Annotated in this window: 3 protein-coding genes and 1 pseudogene; all 4 read left to right on the forward strand. The window is 35.8% G+C overall.

The window, feature by feature from the left end:
- Window positions 1-1,545 (forward strand): annotated as a pseudogene (locus tag JC605_RS04750) (hypothetical protein); the annotation flags it as partial.
- Between the two features lie 120 nt (window positions 1,546-1,665).
- On the forward strand, window positions 1,666-19,995 hold the full coding sequence (locus JC605_RS04755; protein WP_198855095.1) for a T9SS type B sorting domain-containing protein: 18,330 nt from the start codon (window positions 1,666-1,668) through the stop codon (window positions 19,993-19,995).
- A 43-nt stretch (window positions 19,996-20,038) separates the two neighbouring features.
- Window positions 20,039-21,019 carry a type IX secretion system membrane protein PorP/SprF gene (locus tag JC605_RS04760; RefSeq protein ID WP_233074027.1) on the forward strand — a complete coding sequence of 327 codons (981 nt, stop codon included), beginning with the start codon at window positions 20,039-20,041 and terminating at the stop codon, window positions 21,017-21,019.
- 158 nt (window positions 21,020-21,177) lie between these two features.
- A complete protein-coding gene (pgk, locus tag JC605_RS04765; protein ID WP_198855097.1) occupies window positions 21,178-22,365 on the forward strand; it encodes a phosphoglycerate kinase in 1,188 nt (395 codons plus the stop codon).
- Window positions 22,366-22,448 lie beyond the last annotated feature (83 nt).

Below are 22,448 nucleotides of genomic sequence, written 5' to 3' on the forward strand. Positions count from 1 at the left end.
TTGGCGGCAGAAGCAAAAGCAAAAGCCGATGCAGAAGCATTACAAGCTAAACAAGTTGCAGAGGAAAAAGCTAGAGTGGAAGAAGAAGCTCGTCAGGCGAAATTAGTAGCAGATGCGAAAGCAAAAGCTGATGCAGAAGCCCTTCAAGCGAAACTTGCTGCAGACGCGAAAGCAAAAGCAGATATGGAAGCTCTTCAAGCAAAATTATTAGCTGATGCAAAAGTAAAAGCCGATGCAGAAGCAACAGCCAAAGCGAAGGCAGAAGCAGAAGCTAAAAAATTACAAGAAGAGGAAGATGCACGTCAAGCGAAATTGGCAGCAGATGCAAAAGCAAAAGCCGATGCAGAGGCATTAAAAGCACAACAAGTTGCTGAAGAAAAAGCTAGAGCAGAAGAACAAACTCGTCAAGCGAAATTAGCGGCAGATGCAAAAGCAAAAGCTGATGCAGAAGCTCTTCAAGCGAAACTTGCTGCAGACGCCAAAGCAAAAGCAGATATGGAAGCTCTTCAAGCTAAACTTCTAGCGGACGCGAAAGCAAAAGCCGATGCAGAAGCGACAGAAAAATTAAAGGCTGAAGAAGAAACTAGGCTGTTAAGAGAAGAAGAGGAGCGTCAGGCAAAATTAGCAGCAGATAAAGCTAAGGCAGATGCAGCAGCAGCAGCACTAGCAGCGAAAGCGAAAGATGATACTGGAAAAGCTATTGAAAACTTGACTCAGTCTGTTGAAAGTACAAGTAAAGTACAAACAGATTTATTAGATCAGTTTAAAGCAACTGTTGCGAATAAGCAAAAAGACTTGAACGATTTAAAAGAAGAGAACGATTTAAGTGAAAAGGGTATTTATAAAGAGCCAAAACCATTCAAGAGTGTAGCGGCAGAAAACAGCCAAATTGAAGCATTGAAAGTTCAGATTGCTGATGCAAATGCTAGCATGAAAAATGAGATTGCGAAACTTACAAATCTTTATAACGATAGACTTAAAAAGTTCCCTAAAGATGATCCTTTGAATAAAGCTTATCTTGAAAAGATAAACGAATTAAAAGCGGCTCAGTTGAAAATGGAAAGTGAAGGAGCAGCTTTAATTGCCGATTTAGAGCGTATTAAAACAGGAACTGAAATTGAGCGTAAACGTAGAATTAAACGTGCAGCTTATGAGAATGATGAAGGAAGATATGCACAAGATATTGCCGCTCTTAAACGAATAAAAGAGACAACAAAAGTAAGTAGCACACCATTAAAAGCAAATGATTTTGATTTTGGTGAAGAGCAGTCAAATATGCAGATTATTAAAAATATTAAAAACTCTGATAGCGGATATTATTTGATTCTTGCAGTACACAACAGTGTTGAGAAACGAGATGAGTTTTTAATTAAAGCAGTAGCTGCAGGACTTACAGATGTGAATTTCTTTTATAATGTGACAACAAGTAAGTATTACATCTATTATGAAAAATACGACGGTTTACAAGAAGCGACAAAGGCATTGGAAGCAAAAGGAAACAAGCCATACAACGGTAGAATGGCTGTCGTAAAAGTCGAGAATTAGTAAAAGCACTAGTCTCTCTTAAAATGGGAAGAGAGACTTTGAAATAAATGTTATCAAATACAAATTTTTTTATTCGCTAATGCCCCTTAGAGGATAAACAGAAGTAACAAAAAAAAGATTATGAGAAAGCCTACTAACCTAAGATTGATTTTATTGACTTTGTTTTTATTGCAAAGTTATCTTATGCTAGCCCAAAAAACCTTTGTAGACTTTAAACCAAGGTTTGAGACAAGCATTAGAGGAGATATGATGCTTATTGGTAATAATATTGTTAATAGAGATAACGGTAAAGCCAAAGAGTATGCAAACGATCCTTTTACTGGAGGTACAGATAATAACTCGGAGAACATGCAATATATTGATATTGATGGTGATCCCGATACCTTTAGTTCAAGTTCTGCAACTTTAAAAGTGCCAGATGCTAGTAGAGCTTGTTACAATATTGTGTACGCAGGATTGTATTGGTCGGGTATTTATACACAAGCTTCTTTAGATAACAAAACGGTAAAGCGAAGTGAATTAGGTAATATAAAGTTTAAGTTACCTCAGGAAACAGCGTATCATGAAATTTCGGGAACGTTAATCTATGATTATTACTCTGGTAATCCAAAAAGCACAAATGGAGATCAAGTACCATATGCTTATTACTATAATGTAACAGACCTACTAAAAGCTTCAAAAAATCCTGAAGGGGAATATACAGTTGCAAATATTAATTCTGCTCGAGGTAAATTGAGTAATGGTGGTTATGCTGCAGGATGGTCTTTATTTGTTATTTATGAAGACCCAAATTCTACTGCAAAATATATTACAGCTTATGATGGATTTAGCTGGATTCAAGCAGGCGGTCAAGATTTGACGTATGCTATTTCTAATTTTAAAACTATTCCAACTGGAAATGTAAAAGTAAAATTAGCTTTTGCAGCTTTAGAAGGGGATAAAAATACATCGGGAGATACTTATTCTGTAAATGGTACACAGGTTTATACTAACGAGCGTGCAAAAAATAATTTCTTTTGTAGTGTAATTAATGATCTCTCTGGAAATAATTTAGCCAGAAATCCAGCCAGTACAAATACACTTGGTTTTGATGCGGGTATTATTGAATTGAATAACGCCAGTAACGCTATTATTAAAAATGGTGATACTAAAGCTAATTTAAAACTAACGACCAGCGGAGATGGTTATGGTGTTTATTTTAATGCTTTTAATGTCGAGGTTATCGCTCCTCAAATTGCGCTGACAAAAATTGTAAAAGACACAGACGGGAAGAATATCGGAGGACAGAATGTGACTCTTGGTCAGCAATTAGTCTATGAAATTACGATTCAAAATAAAGGTAATGACGATGCAACTTCATTAGTTATTACTGATCAGTTGCCAATAAACGTTATTTTTGATCAAAAAAATGATTTACTACCATTGCCAGATGGAATTATAGTTAAAACACCTTATGACCCTGTTACAAGAAAAATTGTTTTTGAGGTAACAGATCCTAAATTAATAACAAAGAATAGTCCTACTGTAAGTAAAATCTCTTTTAAAGTTCAAGTAGTTCCTGATTGTCATTCACTAAGCGAGGCTTGCTCTAACAGTATCGACAACCAGGCTTTTGCTACTTATAAAGGGAAGGAAAATACAAGCTTTTCAATCGATGAAACAGCTCCTCAAGGAAGTGTTAATTCAACTGATGGATGTGCTGTAACGCCAAAAGCCACAAACTTTTTAGTAGGTGTAGACGGTTGTGAATATACTGAAAATGTAACCTTATGTACAGATACTGTAGATCTTATTCCTGCAAAAGGATATGATAAGTACACATGGTATAGTGATGCCAAAATGACCAATAAAATTGGTGAAGGAAATCCATTTACTGTGAGTAAAGAAGGCACATATTATGTGTATAACTTGGCTCAAGCACCATGTAGATCTATTTCTCAATCTTTTGTTGTAACTCGTTTTAAAAGTACAAGCAAAAACCCGGTGTTAGATTTCGCAAGCGAAGTTGTAACTTGTGCTGATACTGGTCAACCATTTCCAAACATTTATTTGTGTGGTGGTAATGATAAAAAAGAAATAAAAACAACTATCACGGATGCTTCCAATATAGTATGGGAACGTTTTGTTGAAGGCAGCTGTACGGTGTCAACAGGTAAAAACTGTCCAAACGAATCATTGACAAGTACTGGAAATCCGAATGAATTTTGTAAATGGGAGCAAGTAGGATCAGGACCTGATTATACTGCAGATGCAAAAGGAAGATATAGATTGACAGTTACCTATAAAGGTGGAGTTTGTTTCAATCGTTTTTATTTTGATGTTTATCAAAACCCATTAACTCCAACAGAAAAGCATAAAGATATTATTTGTTCAAGTAATGGTAGTATTACTGTTGAAGGTGTCCCAGCTGGATATGAGTATGCCATCAGCAAGGATCCTAATGGACCTATAGGAGCATACCAGTCAAGTAATATATTCCCAATTGCTACTGAAGGTTCTTATACTGTCCATGTTAAACAAACCAATGTAACTACTTTTCCGTGTGATTTTGTAGTTAAAAATATTCTTATTAGAAAATTAGATGTTGATGTTAAGACAGTAATAACACAACCTCTTTGTGCAAGTAATAAAGGTACTGTTGAAGTTGCGGCAAATAATTCGAATCCAAATTACACTTTTGTTATTAAACAAGGTAATGCAACAGTTCAGACCATTGGGCCAATTTCTAATAATAAAGCTATATTCGATTTACTTGCAGGAGATTACACACTTACTGTAACAACATCTGATGGTTGTACCAATATAAGCGATGTAAAAATAATTGCACCAGATGCACTTACTGCGACTTATGACGTAAAATCACTAACGGCATGTTCAGATGGAGAGATTACAGTAAATCCGAAAGGAGGTACAGCACCTTACTATTACTCTATAAATAATCAACCATTTGTTTCTGAGAATAAAATTCCTGTAGCAAATCCAGGTGGTAGCTATAGTATAAAAGTTGTAGACAGTCATGACTGTGAATATATAATTCCGACATTTTCAGTTAATCCTATTGCTAAACCAACAGTTACTATAAATTCGAAAAATGTAAGTTGTTACAATACTAAAGAAGGAGAAATTTCAATTTCAGTTTCTCCTGCAGATTCTGGTTATACCGTTTCTTATAGTATTGCTGGAGTTGCTGGTGGTGCATATACAACTTTACCAACAACGGGCTTAGCTGTAGGAGATTATAAGGTTACAGTAAAATATACAATAAACGGAGTAGATTGTACTGACCCAGAAAAAGTTATTAAAATTACGGGACCTACATCTACACTGACTGCTTCTGCTGGTGTTGCTGAATTATCAGGTTGTGGCCCGACAGGGAATACTAAACAAGGGATGGTTAGAATTACCAATCCTCAGGGAGGGGTGCCTTTTCCTGCACCAAATTTATACCGCTATAGTTTTGACGGAGGAAATACTTATATTACAGATAATTTTGCCTACATAAATCCGAGTTCATCTCCTATTACATTATATATTAAAGATGCTGCTGGGTGTATTTTCCCAATGTCAGGTATTATCTTAGACGAAAAACCGGCTGATCCTATATTTAGTGATCCTGTTTTGACTTATAATTGTAAAGGAGAAGGTACAGCTACAGTAACGGTTAATGCAGATGCAAGTCCAAATTATAGCTATTCTTACTATTTAGGGAAGCCAGATCCGGCAAACCCTTCTAATTACATTTATACTTTAAATACAAATACTCCAGCTAATATTTTTAAAGATATTCCTGTTGGAGATTATAAAATTAAAGTAGAGTACAATTTAGTTTCTGTTCCGACTTATAGTAATTTACTAAAAGAGGATTTTGGAAGTGGACCACCAACTACAGCTCCTGGTATTGCAGCGGCATACTGTTTCAATGACCAAAGAGTTGACCCACCTTATTTATGTAAATATCCAGATGGAACACCTAGTAGATCTGTTGAAGATAATGCTTACTCAGTAGCAAGTTTCTTCTGGAGAGATGACGATCCAAATAGCAATAATAGTGGTGCTTGGTTCCATTTCAAAGATCATACAACAAACCCTAATAATTTAGCTAACACTGGAGATCCTGATGGTAGATATTTATTAGTAAACGTTGGTAATGCTGCTGGAAAATATGGTATTTTGTACAGTAAACCAATTGCAGATGTTATACCTAATCAAGATGTTATAGTCGACTTTTATGTAGGAAATTTATTAATGCCTTCTTATAATAGTGCGGCTCCAATTATTAGAATTGAATTAATTGATTCTAAAGGTAATGTTGTAGCTAGAGATGATACAGGGGAAATTGCGCCTGGTTTAAATCATCCTGACAGAAAAAAATGGGTGCCAATTAGTATTAAACTAAATCCTGGAGCAAACACCAATTTAACTTTTGTGATACGTTCGGGAAGTGAAGTATTTAATGGAAACGATTTAGTAATCGATGATATTTGGGTACGTCAGGTGCCAAAATCATGTTTGCAGGACAAAACTTTAACTCTTAAAGTTCCAAGTGGACAAGGATTTTCTGCAGAAGTAACAGGAATTAACGGAGTTAAATGTAAAGGAGATAAAAATGGTACTTTCAGTATTGTAGCTAAAAATTTTGATACTGTAAATGGTTTCTATTATACTTTAAATGGAAATGCTACTAATCCAACATGGGTAAAATCTATGACTTCTCCAGTTAACTTTGATGATAAAGGTGAAGGAACATATAATGTAAAAGTACGTTTTGCAAATAATGCATCTTCTTGTAGTTTCGATATTCCAACTACAATTACATCGCCAACTGCATTTGTAGTAAATGCAAGTGCATCGGCTGCAACGTGTAAAGGGGCAACTGTAACAGCAACTGTTTCAGGAGGAACTCCAGATTATGTAGTTACACTTAAAGATAAAAATTCGTCATATATAAAAACATTCCCAACTACGACTTGGAAAATAGACGAAGTTCCTGCTGGAACTTACATTGTTTCGGGTACTGATGCAAATGGATGTAACGTTGCGATGAATAAAGACTTGGTTATTAGTGCACCAAGTAAGCCAACGGCATCAATAGTTTCTAATGTCGGATTGTGTTTTGATGGTAGCAATGCTACTATTAGAGTTAGTGTATCTGGCGGTCTTAAGCCTTACACTTATCAAGTAAGTACTGATGGAGGTTTAACATACAGTAATCCAAGTTCAACTTTTAACGGGCCAACTTTTGATTATATCGCTAAAGGAACCGGTACATACCAGTTTTTAATTTTAGATGATAATAAATGTGATGCGATTACAGCAAGTCAAACTATTAATAAAGCGATCACAGCGAAAGCTGATATTAGTGTTCCATTATCTTGTAAAACAGGTACTGCTGCAAATGCTACTATAGATGTTACTATAGATGGCGGAACATCACCTTATACTTATACTGTTACAAATAAAGGAACAGGTGCGGTACTAGTAAATAATGGTACTACTGCTGGTCCAACATTCTCTTATTCTGCTACAACAGCTGCGACTTATGTATTTGCTATTAAAGACAAAAACGGTTGTCCTATTACTGTAGAAAAAGAAGTGCTTGCTAAAGTTCCGGTTACGGCTACTCACGCTGTAAATCCAGTTACATGTTTTGGAAAAGCAGATGGTTATATTGATATTACGCCACAAAATGGTGTTGCACCATTTAAGATCCAATTTAATGGTACAGGAGCTTTTACAACAGTAACAACATCACCTGTTCGTTACGGTTCATTAGCAGGTTCTGTTGGTGCCGGTACTAAATATACTTATATTGTTGAAGATGCCTTAGGATGTCAACAACAATATACATTCTATGTAATTCAACCAGCTGCTGTTACACTTACAGCTTCTATTACAACGCCTTATAATTGTACCACTAATGCGGCTACTATTACAGCAAGTGCAGGTAACGGAAACGGTGGTTTTACTTATGTATTAAAAAATACAACTACTGGTGCAACTATAGAAACTAACACTACTGGTATATTTAATAATTTAACTATTGCAGGAGATTACGAAGTAACAGCTACTGACAGTAAATCTTGTCCTATTACGAAAGCTGCAGGTACTATTAATGCATTGAATCCTCCAAAAGGAATGACACTTACGCCAACGGCAGTAAAATGTCCAAGCAATACAACAGATGTAACGATTACAAATGTTGTTAATGCTGCAGGAGTTGCTGTACCTACAACAGGTTTAGAATATAGAATTAAACTTCCTGTACCTCCGGGTACTTCTACTTACCAAACTAGTAATACTTTTACTGGATTGGCAGCAGGTAAAACATATACTTTTGAAGTTAGGGATGCTAATTTCTGTGTGTATGAAAAAATACTTGATGTACCATCATTACCAGTATTTGCTGTAGCTTTAAAATCTCAGAATAATATTAGCTGTTCTACTGCAACTGATGGTTCTGCAATATTTACTGTTACAGGATTAGGTAATGGTACTGGATACAGTTATAAAGTAGATGCATTGCCAGCAGTGATAGGATTAACTACTCCACCAACCGGAAGTTCATTTGAAATTTCTGTACCAAATTTAAGTCCAGGACTTCATACAATTGTAGTAACAAATACAGTTACAAATTGTCCACAATCTCAATCGGTTACGATTGCGGCACCACCTGCTGCATTGGTATTAAATCCATCAACATTAGTACACGTAACTTGTGATAATAAAGGAAAAGCAACAATTAATGTAGTTGGAGGTTGGGGAACTTATGAATATACAGTTACACCTACATCTCCAGCAGGATCAGCGATTGTTCAAACAACGACAAATGTATTTTCTAATTTAAATGCTGGTGCTTATTCTGTTTCTGTAAAAGATTTAAATGGTTGTACTGTAACAGGAACTTTTACTATTAATGATAAAGTTAATCCTACTGCGAGCATTGATGTTTCAAACTCAGATTTTTGTGTTGTAGGAACTGGAGCAAAAATTGTAGTATCGCCTAACAGTGCTCCTAATTATACGTATGTTCTAGATAATGGTGCTGTTCAAAATACTGGTACTTTTACAGGAGTAACTCCAGGAATTACTCATAAAATTAGAGTTACTGATACTTCTACAGGATGTTATACTGATTTAACTGTGCCAACAATTAATGCACCAATATCAGCGAAATTAAATCCTTTAGTAAAAGATTTAACTTGTGATGCTACAAATCCAAATGCAGTTATTGAAGTTTCTATAAAAGATGGTTATCCAGATTATAGCTATAGAGTAAGTACAAATGGCAGCGGATTTAGTGGTTCTAATATTCCAGTAGCAGCTGGTGCGACTACATTTACCTACCAAACAACTACAGGTGCTGCAGCTGCAACTTATGAATTTGAAATTTTTGACAGTAAAGGATGTAGAACTACTGTAACGCAAAATATCGCTGCGAGAGTAACTCCAACAGCTACAACTACACCAACAAATCCTACTTGTTATAATGGAAATGATGGTTCTATCATTGTAAACGCTAGTTTAGGTCTACCGCCATATACTTATGAAGTTTCTAAAGTTTCTGATACAGGACCATTTACTACCATGACTAGTAAAACATATTCTAATGCTACGGCTGGAGATTACTGGTTTAGAGTTACGGATGCGAAAAAATGTCAGTTTGTAACAGCAAAAACGACTGTTTCAAACCCGCCACAATTAACAGCTAAAGCTGATCTTACTACAGCTTTAAGTTGTGGAACATCAAACGCTACACAAGCTGCTACTATTACAGTTACGGTATTATTGCCAGGAACACCATATAGCGGAACAGACAAATACAGATATAGTTTCAATGGAGTTTTACCGGCAGGAACATCAAATACCTACACGACTAGCACTCCTGGTGCAGTTACAGTAGATGTATTCGATGCAAATAATTGCCCTTACAGAATTCCGGTTTCACCTGTCGTTAATACATTAAATCCGCCATCAAATATGGCTTTTTCACAAGCCAATGTTATTTCTTGTATGGCTACACAATTAGATACAGATTTAACAGTATCTTATTCAGGAGGTGTAGGACCATTTAGAGTTGAAATTACATCTACAGATGCAGTTCCAGCTCCGGCAGTTGCTGTTGCAACAGGTGTAACGGCTCAGTCTTATGTATTTAAAGATTTAGCTCCAGGTAACTACTCTTTTAAAGTTACAGATGCTAATAAATGTACAACTACTGGCGATTATAAAATTGAAAAAGTTGAATTGCCTATTGCCAACGGTTCAGTAATTTCAAATGTAATTTGTAAAGGTGCATCAGATGGTAAACTTAGTTTTACAGTTTCTGGTAATGTAGGTGCTACATACACTTATGAACTAAGAAACAGCGTAAATGCACTTGTACCAATTATTCAATCTTCAAAAACAGGAAATGTTATTGATTATGTAGGATTGCCTGCAGATACTTATACATTTAGAGTTACAAACTCAACAACAACTTGTTACGCAACAAAGGTTCTTGAAGTTAAAGAGCCGAAAGATCCATTGGCTCTTCTAGCGCCAACAATTACTCCTATCACTTGTTCACCAAACAATGGTAAAGTAGTTATTAATACAACTGGCGGTTGGGGTAACAATAGATATACATTAACTCAACCTGACGGAACTTTAGTTGGTCCTCAGCCAAGTTCAACTTTTGCCAATATAACTCAGTCTGGTACTTATGGTATTTCTGTTACAGATTTAAATGGAAACGGATGTACTGTTACAGATACATTTACTGTTGATGCAAAAGTATTGCCAAGCGCAAGTATCGATTTGACAGCTTCAGATTTATGTTATGATTCAGTTGGTAAAGCGACAATTGTAGTTACACCTACAGTTCCGTCTCCTACTTACATGTACAATATCAATGATGGTGTTTATCAAAGTAGTGGTACTTTCCCTAATTTGGAGCCAGGAAGGTATAATGTTAAAGTAAAAGATATGGCAACGGGTTGTATTTTACCATTGTCAGCAATAGATATTGAATCTGAATTGAAATTCAATGCTACTTTAAGCAAATCTGCAAACTGTCTTACTCAGAATACTGAGATAAAAGGTATTGTTTCTGGAGGAAAACTTAATTATTCTTATACTGTAACTAAAAATGGAACATTAGATCCAACTGTTATACCAGTAACAGGTACAACTTTTACTTATACAGATCCTGTAGATCCTCCGCAAGTTGGAAATACAACTTATATATTTACGTTAACAGATGCGTCAGATGCTAAATGTAGTCTTACATCTACAGTTGTTGTAGGACCAAGAACAGATCCTGATTTTACATTAACTCCTAATTCAACTATTTTATGTAACGGAGATGCAACGGGTTCTATTACAGTAGCAATTGACAAGACAAAAGGAGTATCTCCTTATACAATCTCTGTCTACAATACAACAACTTCTACCTCTTATGGTGCACAAACTACTGGTCTTCCAGCTGGTGATTATACAGTAAGAGTAACAGATGATAAAGGTTGTTATATTGAGAAAACTACAGATATTAAACAACCTGCTAAAATTGAATTTGATATTGATGTTAAACCTATGACTTGTGATACTAGTGGTAGCGGAATATCTTATGGATCTATTACGGTTCACAATTTTACAGGAGGTTCAAGTGATATTGCTCCACTAGGACCATTTACTTATACTTTAACAAATAATGTTAATGAGCCAACGCAAGTTGCTCCACATGCAATTTCAGATGTTAGAGGTGATTATACTTTTAATATTTTAAATTTTGGTATTTATCAATTAACGGTTTCTGATAAAAACGGCTGTTCAGTTACCAAAACAATCTCGATGGCATCAAAACCAGAAGATTTAAAAATTGAGGTTAAAGCAGGAACAGCGTCATGTACAACAGCAAGTCTTGTTGTGACTGTAAATACGCCGATTATTGGAGGGCCTTATCATTTTGCTCTTTATCCAATCAATTCAGCTTCTACGCCGCCATATAAATACGCTGATAATACAGGATCATACCAAGATTCAGATTCAACGAATCCTGCAGATCCTGAATATACACAATCGACTTTTAACGGTTTATTACCAGGGGTTACTTATTCGTTCATCGTTTATGACGTAACAACAGACTGTTATTTCTTTAAACAAGCAGAAGCACCAACATTGACTTCTTCTAATTTAAATATTGCTGTAACACCAGCTAATGTAACATGTCAGGGAGCTGGTAATGGAAATGTTTCATTCACGTTCACGGGTACAAAACCAACAACAGAAACAGTTAAATACGAAGTTTACAATTCGCAAAGTAATACACTAGTTACTCCTGCAGTTGGGGGTACAGTGACATTACCAACTAATTCGGCAACAAATGTAGGACCACTGGTTCCAGGGACATATTATATCTTATTTACAGAATTGGATAATACTTCAACTGTAGTTTGTATGAATACGTCTAAAACTTTTACAATAAGTGAATCAGTTGTTCCATTAACATTAAAGGTTAGTTCTCCTAAAAATGATAATTGTGGAACTGATCAAGGTATAATTGAAGCTTTTGGACAAGGAGGAACGGTTACTAAAGTAGTCGTTGATCCATCAGATCCAACAAAAACTATTACAGTTCCAGCGCCTTATTTATATCAAATTTTCCCAGATACAGGTGTGGCTGGTGTAATTGATGGTTCAGATAAACCAGTGACTGATGCTGGGCTTTCTGCTTCTTTCGACCCAGCTCTTCATACTGGAAGTACTTTTAATAAAGAATGGGGTCACTATTTAGTTTATGTAAAAGATGCAAATGGCTGTATTCAGGTAGAGTTTATTGAAGTGAAATTAGATCCAACTCCAGTAATAACAGCTGTTGTAAACAGTGTTTGTGCTGAGGAAGACTCTTTTGTAATCGATGTTGATATGACAACATTCGGTATTGCTCCATATACTTATAGTTTAGATGGTTTTGATTTTGTTCCTATGCCTGCAACACCATTTTCTATATCTAATCTTCATTCAGGAAATCATACTGTAGAAGTTAGAGATTTTAATGGTTGTGGTAATAAAGTAACATTAAACCCTATTGCTGTACCTTTAGACATCAAAGCTAAATTTACTATAGACCCTACATGTAGAGATGCTGACGGTACAATTACTGCTGTTGTAACTGGCGGATTTGCACCAAATAATTTTGAATACACTTTAAAAAATAATACCGTAGCTACTGTAAATGTTGTGCAAATTAACAATCCAAAATTTGTAGGTCAGGCTGCGGGTAATTATACTGTAACAGTAAGAGATTTAAACACAAATTGTTCTAAATCAGTTATTGTTGATTTACTTGTACCAACTCTTGTAGATTTAGTTCCAGGAGATATTACAACAACTGCTGTTGATTGTAACGGAACACAAGGAACAAACAATAACGGAACTCTTACGGTTAACTTAAGAGCTGTTAATGACAATCCGGATTATAAATTTATCCTGACACCTGTTTTACCTGCAGGACCTGCGATTACACAGGATAATAATAATTATTTTACAGGTTTAATTGCAGGAGATTATACAGTTAAAGTTATTTCTTCTAGAGGCTGTGAATTTGAGGTGCCTGCTAATGTACCTGCTCCAAGTGCAGTTTATGCAACTGCTACTGCAACACCATTTAGTTGTGCTGTTGATCCAACTACAACTACAGTTGTTGTATCGGCTGCAGGTGGTACAGGAACTGGAACATTTACTTTCAGTAAAGATGGTACTAATTATTTTACAAGTAATAGTACACCAGCTGACGATAACTATACATTTGAGTTATCTGATACAGGAAGTGCTCAAAACCCTGACTATTGGGTGAAAGATGCTAATGGATGTATTTACAAAACAAATGGTTTAGTTACAAAATTAGATCCATTACCAAAATTAATTTCAGCGACAGCTAAAAGAAATTCTGCAACAGGATCTCAAATTGATTGTCAAAATGGTAGAGAGTTAATTCAAATTGATGTAGTTGGAGGATCAACGCCAGCTGATTTCAAATACGAAGTTTCTATCGATGGAACTGGTTATGTGGTTCTGACTAATTCAGCAGGAACACCATTTAGCTATAATGCTACAACAGCTGGCAGTAAATATCAGTTTAGAATTACAGATAACGTAACAGGTTGTGAAATTTTATCTAATATTTATGAGGTTCCTTTATTCGATCTTATTAGCGTAACAGCTACTACGGCTTCTGATGTAAAATGTATATCAGAAAATAATGGAACAATTCAAATCAATATCGCTGGGTATTCTGGTGCATACGATTATCAAATTTTTGACGGCCTAACTGCAGTAGTTGGAGCAAGCGGTTCTCACGATACCGCAACTTCAAATCCGTTTGTAATTCCTTTCGGATTAGTAGCAGGAAATAATTACACAGTACATATTCAAGAAACGGGTCATCCAAAATGTCCTTCGATTTCAAATCCGGTAATTATCAAAGAGCCAACTGCGGCTTTAGCTTTAGATCCGTTAGTTGTTACACCATTAGGTTGTACTACTTTAGGAGCTGTAGTAATAACTGCTAAAGATGGTTGGGGTGATTATACCTATACTTTAACGCAGCCAGACTTAACAGTTGTAACAAACAAAAATGGTAAGTTTGATAATCTTAATCAAGTAGGACCAGCAGGATCTTATAAAGTTTCTGTAAAAGACGCTAATGGTTGTGAGGTGACTGATTCATTTAATTTAAGTACACCGGTTCCTCCAACAGCAAGTATCGACCCTACAACAGATTATTGTTATACAAATGCTGATAAAGCAACTATTGTGGTAATTGCTTCATCTACATCGCCTTTTGCATTGCCAACAGATACTTATGATTATAGTATTAATGGTGGTCAGACATGGCAAATTAATAATAATACATTCACTGATTTAACTCCTGGAGATTATACATTTACAGTTAGAGATAAATTTGGATGTACTGGTACTACTTCAATTACTACAATTGAAGGACAGCTTTATTCTTCAGCAGAAAAAACAAAAGATATTTTCTGTACAGGTACAGTTGAAGGTACTATTAGAGTAAAAGCATCTGGTGGATATGCGCCTTATAGCTACACTGTAGCCATAAATGGTGGTGCAGCTTCTGCTCCAATTGCATTTGTAAACGGAACATATTCTGATTATACAGTTGTTTCTCCTCTTACAAGTACATACGATTTTGTAGTGTATGATGCTCATAACTGTCCAACTCCAGTTAGTACAGTGACTATGGTAGCGCCAACTGCAGTTACGTTTACTGCAACACCAACATCTCCATATTGTTCAGGAACACAAGGAAATGTTGATAATGGTTCTATCTTGTTTACTTTACCAACAAGTAATGATAACCCGCCTTACACATACACTGTTCAGCGTACGGCACCTACAGTTGGTTTAGTATTAACACAAGTAAACAATCCGTTGTTTACAGGATTAAGTGCTGGTACTTATGCTGTAAATGTTACATCTGACAGATTGTGTGACGCTCCAACAACCGTTGTTATTAACCCTCCAATTGCAGTAGTGGCAGAAGCTTCGGCTACAAAGTTTACTTGTACAGGAACAAGTATTAACGAGACGATTGTTACTGTTACTGGTAAATTTGGTACAGGCACAGGTTTAGTAGGAGATTATACTTATAGTAATAACAAAACAAAATGGGAAACAAGCAATACATTTACGGTAGTTGATAACCAAAATGTTCAAACCCTAACATATTATGTTAGAGATAAAAATGGATGTATTGCTGAAGTTCAGATTACTGTGGATCCATTCCCAATATTGAAAAAACCTACAGTTACACAAGGAAGAAGAGCTGCTTGTAACAATGCTGGTGAAGTTATTGATGTTGTAATCAATGGCGGAGCTAGTCCAGCGAACTTCCAATACGAAGTGTATCAGGATGGTGTTTTATTAAGTGGTGGTCCATATGCTGTGACAGGAAATACATTTAGTTATTTAGCTCCAACTGTTGGTCATTTCTATCAGTTTAAAATAACTGATTTGACAACATCATGTTCTATTACAACTGATCCTTACGAAGTACCAGTATTTAATACTGCTAAAGTTATTGCAAATGCTTCTTCGTCAGTTTCTTGTAATGGTTTAAGTGATGGTGAAATCACATTTAATATTGTTGATTACACTGGTTCATACACCTATCAGGTTTACAACAATGGAGTAGCGGTTACAGGTGCTTCAGGATCTGGAACTACTGCAACAGCAAATCCGTTTACAATTCCTTTCGGGCTTTCTGCGGGAGCTAAGTATACAGTAGTAATTACTGAGACGGCTTATCCATTTTGTGATATTACATCTGCTGATGTAAACATCACTGAACCGCCAGTACTAGATCTAACGAATATGGTTGTTACGGTTAAAAACCAAAATTGTTGGACAACTGGAGCAGTTATTACTGCTGATGCTTCTACAATTGTAGGTGGAACTCCTGGATCAGGATTTACATTTGCTTTCGTACCAGCAGGAACAGTTCCAACAGCGGGTCAATATTCATCTTCAAACACTAAAACATTTGCAACAACTAAAATTGCACCGTTGTTTGATTCGTATGATGTTTACGTAAAAGATGGTAACGGTTGTCCTAAGTTTAAAACAGTAAATATTTCATTAGATCCAAAACCTGCAATTACAAATGTTGCGGTTGCGAGTCAATGTTATAATGCTGCAGGATACAGAATTGACGTTACTGCAAATGGTGTTGGTACTCTAGAATATAGTTTAGACGGAGTACAGTTCCAAGGCGCTAGTTTCTTTACAGTTACTGCTCCAGGAAATTATACAGTAACTGTACGAGATGCTAATAAGTGTACAACAACAGCTCCGGCTCCAGTTACAATTTATGAGCCTCTTGCGTTACGTGCAGAGGTTACAAAAGTGCCTACTTGTAAAGCTGCCGATGGTACAATCACTTTATTCGCTTCTGGTGGAAAAGTGCCAATGCCAAGTTATGTTTACACAAGAGATAATTGGTTGAATACAAGCACAAGTCCTGTATTTATAGGATTAGCTCCTGGAATAAAATATACTTTTAGAGTAAGAGATGTTAATACAAATTGTGAGGTAGAGATTGAAGAAACAATAGATATGCCAACTGATGTTACAGGAATTGTTGCAACAGCGACTCCTACATCTTGTAATGGTTATGCTAATGGTAGCATCTCAGTAACAATTGCAACATCAAACAATAATCCTATATACAGATATAGCCTTTCTGGGCCTGTAAATAGAGTACCTCAAGATAGTCCAATTTTCAACGACTTACCATTTGGTAATTATGTTGTAACGGTAACTTCAGGAAGAGGATGTTTTGCAACAGCACCAGCTACAGTTGGTCAGCCACAGTCAGTGGTTGTTGCTAAACCTACAGTAACACAATACCTATGTTCTGCAGGAACAAACAATGCAGGTAACGCTACAATTACAGTAGAGCCAGGTTCTGTGACAGGTGGTTCTAACACTTATATCAGATATCAATTCATGAGAGATGGAGTTCAGGTACAAAATGATGATAGAAACACATATACCGAATCTGATTATTTAGGTGGTGACTATATCGTGAATGTATTTGATTCTAAAGGATGTCAAGGTAGTTACGCTACAGTAACAATCGATCCTTACATTGGAATTGCTGATTTAAAAATTGTTGCTACGCAAATTACTTGTAATAACGATGAAGCTATTCAAGTAACTGCGATCGCTACAACAGGAACATTGCCAGCTTTAGATTATACTATTGTTGGAATAGATGGTAATACATATCCTCTTACACCAAGTGTAAATGGATCATGGAATGACTTAAAAGTAGGTAATTATAAAATTGTTGTGACTAATCCGGTAACAGGATGTAGTGTTGAAAAAATCTATATTGTTAACGAACCAAACACATTCAAATTTGTAGCTTCTGAAATTAAAAACCTTACTTGCTATAGTGATGAAGATGGAGCAATTACGTTGACATTAGTCGATAATATTCCAACTCCAAAAGATGATGCTGGTAGATTTGATTATGTGATTACACATGAATCTGGAACGATTCTAAGAGGATCAACTACAACAACAGAATTAAAACTTTCGAATCTGAAAAGAGGTAAGTATACTGTTGTGGCAACATTAGTAGGTTCTCCTTTCTGTGACGTTCAAACTGAATTTAACATTGAGGGTCCAGCTACAGAATTAGAAATTCTAGCGTCTAAAAAAGACATTACTTGTGTAACAGGTAATGATGATGGAGAAATCCGTATAAGCGCTCAAGGTGGATGGCCAGGTGATTATCTATATAAATTAGATGGTCCAGTAACAGTAGATTTTTCTGCTCAAAACGTATTCACAGGATTAAAAGCAGGATTGTATACAGTTTCTGTTAAAGATGCTGGAGGTTGTATTGATACCGATCAAGTTACTTTAGTAGTTCCAACACCAATTGTGGTTACAGCTTCAGCAGACAAAACATTATTATTGTGTAATGGAGATATGAGCGCGACTATTACTGCGACTTCGGTTACAGGCGGACAGGGTAGTAATTATTTATATACTTTAAATACTACTTCAGTTACTCCTGTAAGATCTTCAGGACCTCAGAATACACCATCATTTGCTGGTTTAGGAGCAGGAACTTATACGATAACTGTTACTGACGGATTCAATTGTGTTGGCGAGTCAGCTCCAATAACAATTAATGAGCCTACTGAAGTTAAACCAAGTTTGGCTGAAACTAGAAAAATGACTTGTCTTACACAGACTCAACTTACTTTAAGTGCTACTGGTGGTACGCCTCCTTACACTTATAGTAGTGACGATGTAACATACTCAACAGTTCCTTTTACAAGTTCTGTTTCGTTTGATGTTGCTCCAGGCGCATACAAGTACTATGTGAAAGATGCAAACGGGTGTGTTGATTTTGTTTCTAACGAAATTACAATTGACCCGCTTGAGCCATTGAAAGCTAATTTGGATATATCTAATGCTGTAGTATTATGTCGTGAAGATCCAAGTGGTGTAATTGTGGCAAATGCTTCAGGTGGATTAGGAAACTATCAATATACTTTACTAGACGGTGCCGGAAACATACTAAAAGGACCACAGTCAGATGGTAGATTTGATAAGCTTATAGCTGGTGATTACAAAGTGGTTGTGAAGAGCGGTGATTGCGAAACTTTACCAGAAGATGTAAATATCGATCAGCCAAAAGAAGTATTCTCAGCTGAGTTTATTCCAACAGCAGTGAAATGTTTTGGTGGAAATGATGGAACAATTGAAGTAATCGGTAAAGGTGGAACAGGAAGTTATAAATACTCTATTTCACCAAGAAACGATCAATACTTTGACAGTAACATTTTTGAGAAATTGAAAGCTGGTTTCTATACAGTTATAGCAATGGATGAACATGGATGTTATGATACAGAAGTAGTTGAGGTTAAACAACCTACAGCACCACTTTCAGTTGTTGAAACACCTGGAATGACAATGCCAGAAGAATGTGCTGGAGAACTTAATGGAGCATTTACAATTGACATTGCGGGCGGTACACCTCCTTATTTAGTTAGTTTAAATGATATTAATGGTACTTACCAACCGGTTACAGGAACACAACATACGTTTGAAAATCTTGCGGGAGGTGTTTATACAGTATTTGTGAAAGACGGCGGAAACTGTCCTCAAGAAGTAGAAGTTAGTGTACCATTGCCAGTAACGCTTAATCCAGTTGCTGAGGTAACGTATGACTGTGTGAACAACTCACAGGCAAACATGGTAATAGTAACTATTGATGCTTCTATTACAGACCCAACAGATGTAGATTATTCTCTTGATAACAATGGAACATTCCAGCCAAGTAACATCTTTACAAATGTTCCTGCTGGTGATCACTTCATCGTTGCAAGACATACTAACGGATGTGAAGTGCCAACGCCAATCTTTACTGTTAACGCAGTTGCAGAACTTGGCTTAATAGACATTACAAACCAAAGTAAAGACATCAACACAATTGTGGTTCAAGCTACAGGTGGAGTTGCTCCTTACGAGTACAGTTTCAATGGAGAGTCATTTACATCATCTAACAGTTATAGAATCTATAAAACGGGTGATTATGTAGTTATCGTGAGAGATAAAAATGGTTGTGAGAAAACAATAACAGTTCATGGAACATTCTATGATTTCTGTATGCCAAACTACTTTACTCCAAACGGTGACGGACAAAATGATACTATTGGTCCAGATTGTGGTGCATTAGCATACAAAGAATTAACGTTCGATATTTATGACAGATATGGTAGAGTTGTTGCCAAATACCGTGTAAATGGTAAATGGGATGGTAGATACCATGGAAATGAATTGCCAACAGGAGATTACTGGTACGTTCTTAAACTAAACGATCCAAAAGATCCTAGAGAGTTTGTTGGACATTTCACTTTATACAGATAACAAAATTATAGCCCCAATGATGTTATCTAAAAATATTATTACAATGAAAAAGTTTATTTTATCCTTAGTACTCATGGCTGTAACAACAAGTTACAGCCAAGAGTTAAACCTACCAGTGTTTACGCAGTATTTAGCTGATAACCCTTTTATTCTTTCTCCTGCTTATGCTGGTATTGGAGATAATCTCCGTATTAGAGCCAACGGTTTAACTCAGTGGGTCGGAATTAAAGATGCACCAGATAACCAATCATTGTATGCAGATTTTCGTGTTCTAGATCGTTCTGGAGTTGGTATATCATTGTATAACGACAGCAATGGTAATACAAGACAAACAGGAGCAAAAGTTTCGTTTGCCCACCACTTGATTTTAGATTATCGTTCAGAACAGTATCTTTCATTTGGTATATCATATAACTTTAATAGTTTCCGAATCGATACGGGTAATTTTACAGGAGACGTAAATGGCGTTCCTGTGGCATTAGACCCTTCAATTACAGACAATCGTTACAATTCAAATAACAACTTTGACATTAGTGCATTGTACCGTAACAAAGGATTTTATTTTAGTTTTAACGCCAATAACGTTTTAAAGAAAAATACAGATAAGTATAGAGGAGTAGAACCTGATTTGCTTTCTAATTATCAGATTTATTCTGGATTTACTTTCAGAGATGGAGAAAACAGACGTATCGAATATGAACCATCGGTTTTCTTTCAATATTTTGCAAGTGACCAACGTTCTACAACTGATTTGAACTTCAAATACAGACGTTATAATCGTTACGAAGATTACTATTGGATTGGAGTTTCTTACCGTTTCTTAAATGACCAGTTCCCAAAACCTTTGTCAATGGGACCAATGGCTGGTTTTATGAAATCTAAATTCTATTTTGCATATTCTTACCAGATAATGTTTAATGGTCTTGGAGCATATAACTCAGGAACGCATTCAATCACCATCGGATTCGATTTCTTGCAATCAATCAGTAACTGTCCTTGTACACAGAGTCCAGTTCACGATTAAACAAGTAATTTTTATCATCTTTGAGAATAATTTTGTTTATTTTCATAATTTACAACGTTTTCGTTTTTATTAATGGATTATTTTTGCTTTTTTGAAATTTAGACTACGCTAAAAGTTCTATATTTGTTATTCTTTCAAAAAATTAAAAAAATTAGCAGATGAAAACTTTAAGCGATTTCGATTTTAAAAATAAAAAAGCAATTATCCGTGTTGACTTCAACGTGCCATTGGATGAGAATTTTAATGTAACAGATACAACACGTATCGAAGCGGCAAAACCAACAATTGATGCTATATTAGCACAAGGTGGCAGTGTGATTTTAATGTCACACCTTGGAAGACCAAAAGGAGCAGAAGAGAAATACTCTCTAAAACATATTTTAAAAACAGCTTCTGATATTTTAGGAGTTCAAGTAAAATTTGCTGAAAACTGCGTTGGAGAACCAGCTCAAACTGCAGCAAAAGATTTAAAACCAGGCGAAGTTCTTTTATTAGAAAACTTACGTTTCCACGCAGAAGAAGAGGCAGGAGATGTAGCTTTCGCTAAAGAATTAGCTTCTCTTGGAGATATTTATGTAAACGATGCATTTGGTACTGCTCACAGAGCACACGCATCGACTACAATTATTGCACAATTTTTTCCAAACGATAAATGTTTCGGAACATTATTGGCAAAAGAAATTGACAGTTTAAATAAAGTTCTTAAAAACAGTGAAAAACCTGTAACTGCCGTTCTAGGAGGTTCTAAAGTTTCTTCTAAAATCACCGTTATCGAAAATATCTTAGATAAAGTAGATCACATGATTATTGGTGGAGGTATGACTTTTACTTTCATTAAAGCTCAAGGCGGAAAAATTGGTGAGTCTATCTGCGAAGATGATAAATTAGATTTAGCTCTTGAAATTTTAAGATTAGCAAAAGAAAAAGGAGTTCAGGTACATATTCCTGTTGATGTTATTGCTGCAGACGATTTCTCAAACAATGCAAATACTCAGGTTGTAGACGTAACTGCAATTCCTGATGGATGGCAAGGTTTAGATGCAGGTCCAAAATCTCTAGAAAACTTCAAAAAAGTAATTTTAGAGTCAAAAACAATTCTTTGGAATGGTCCATTAGGAGTTTTTGAAATGGAAACGTTCTCTAAAGGGACAATCGCATTAGGAGATTATATCGCAGAAGCTACTCAAAATGGAGCATTTTCATTAGTTGGTGGTGGAGATTCTGTTGCAGCAGTAAAACAGTTCGGATTTGAAGATAAAATGAGCTACGTCTCTACTGGTGGCGGGGCAATGCTTGAAATGTTAGAAGGAAGAATTTTACCTGGAATCGCTGCGATTTTAGACTAAAAAATCACAATTAACATTTTTTTAAACACTTTTCTTCGATAAAGGGCTTAGATTTGCAAAAATACAACTCTTGTAATTGTTTG

It is taken from the genome of Flavobacterium sp. IB48, assembly GCF_016405855.1.
GTDB lineage: Bacteria > Bacteroidota > Bacteroidia > Flavobacteriales > Flavobacteriaceae > Flavobacterium > Flavobacterium ginsengisoli.

Coding starts and splice junctions, on each gene's coding strand:
- pgk (WP_198855097.1), top strand. CDS start 21,178: ATGAAAACTTTAAGCGATTTCGATTTTAAAAATAAAAAAGCAATTATC.
- JC605_RS04760 (WP_233074027.1), top strand. CDS start 20,039: ATGAAAAAGTTTATTTTATCCTTAGTACTCATGGCTGTAACAACAAGT.
- JC605_RS04755 (WP_198855095.1), top strand. CDS start 1,666: ATGAGAAAGCCTACTAACCTAAGATTGATTTTATTGACTTTGTTTTTA.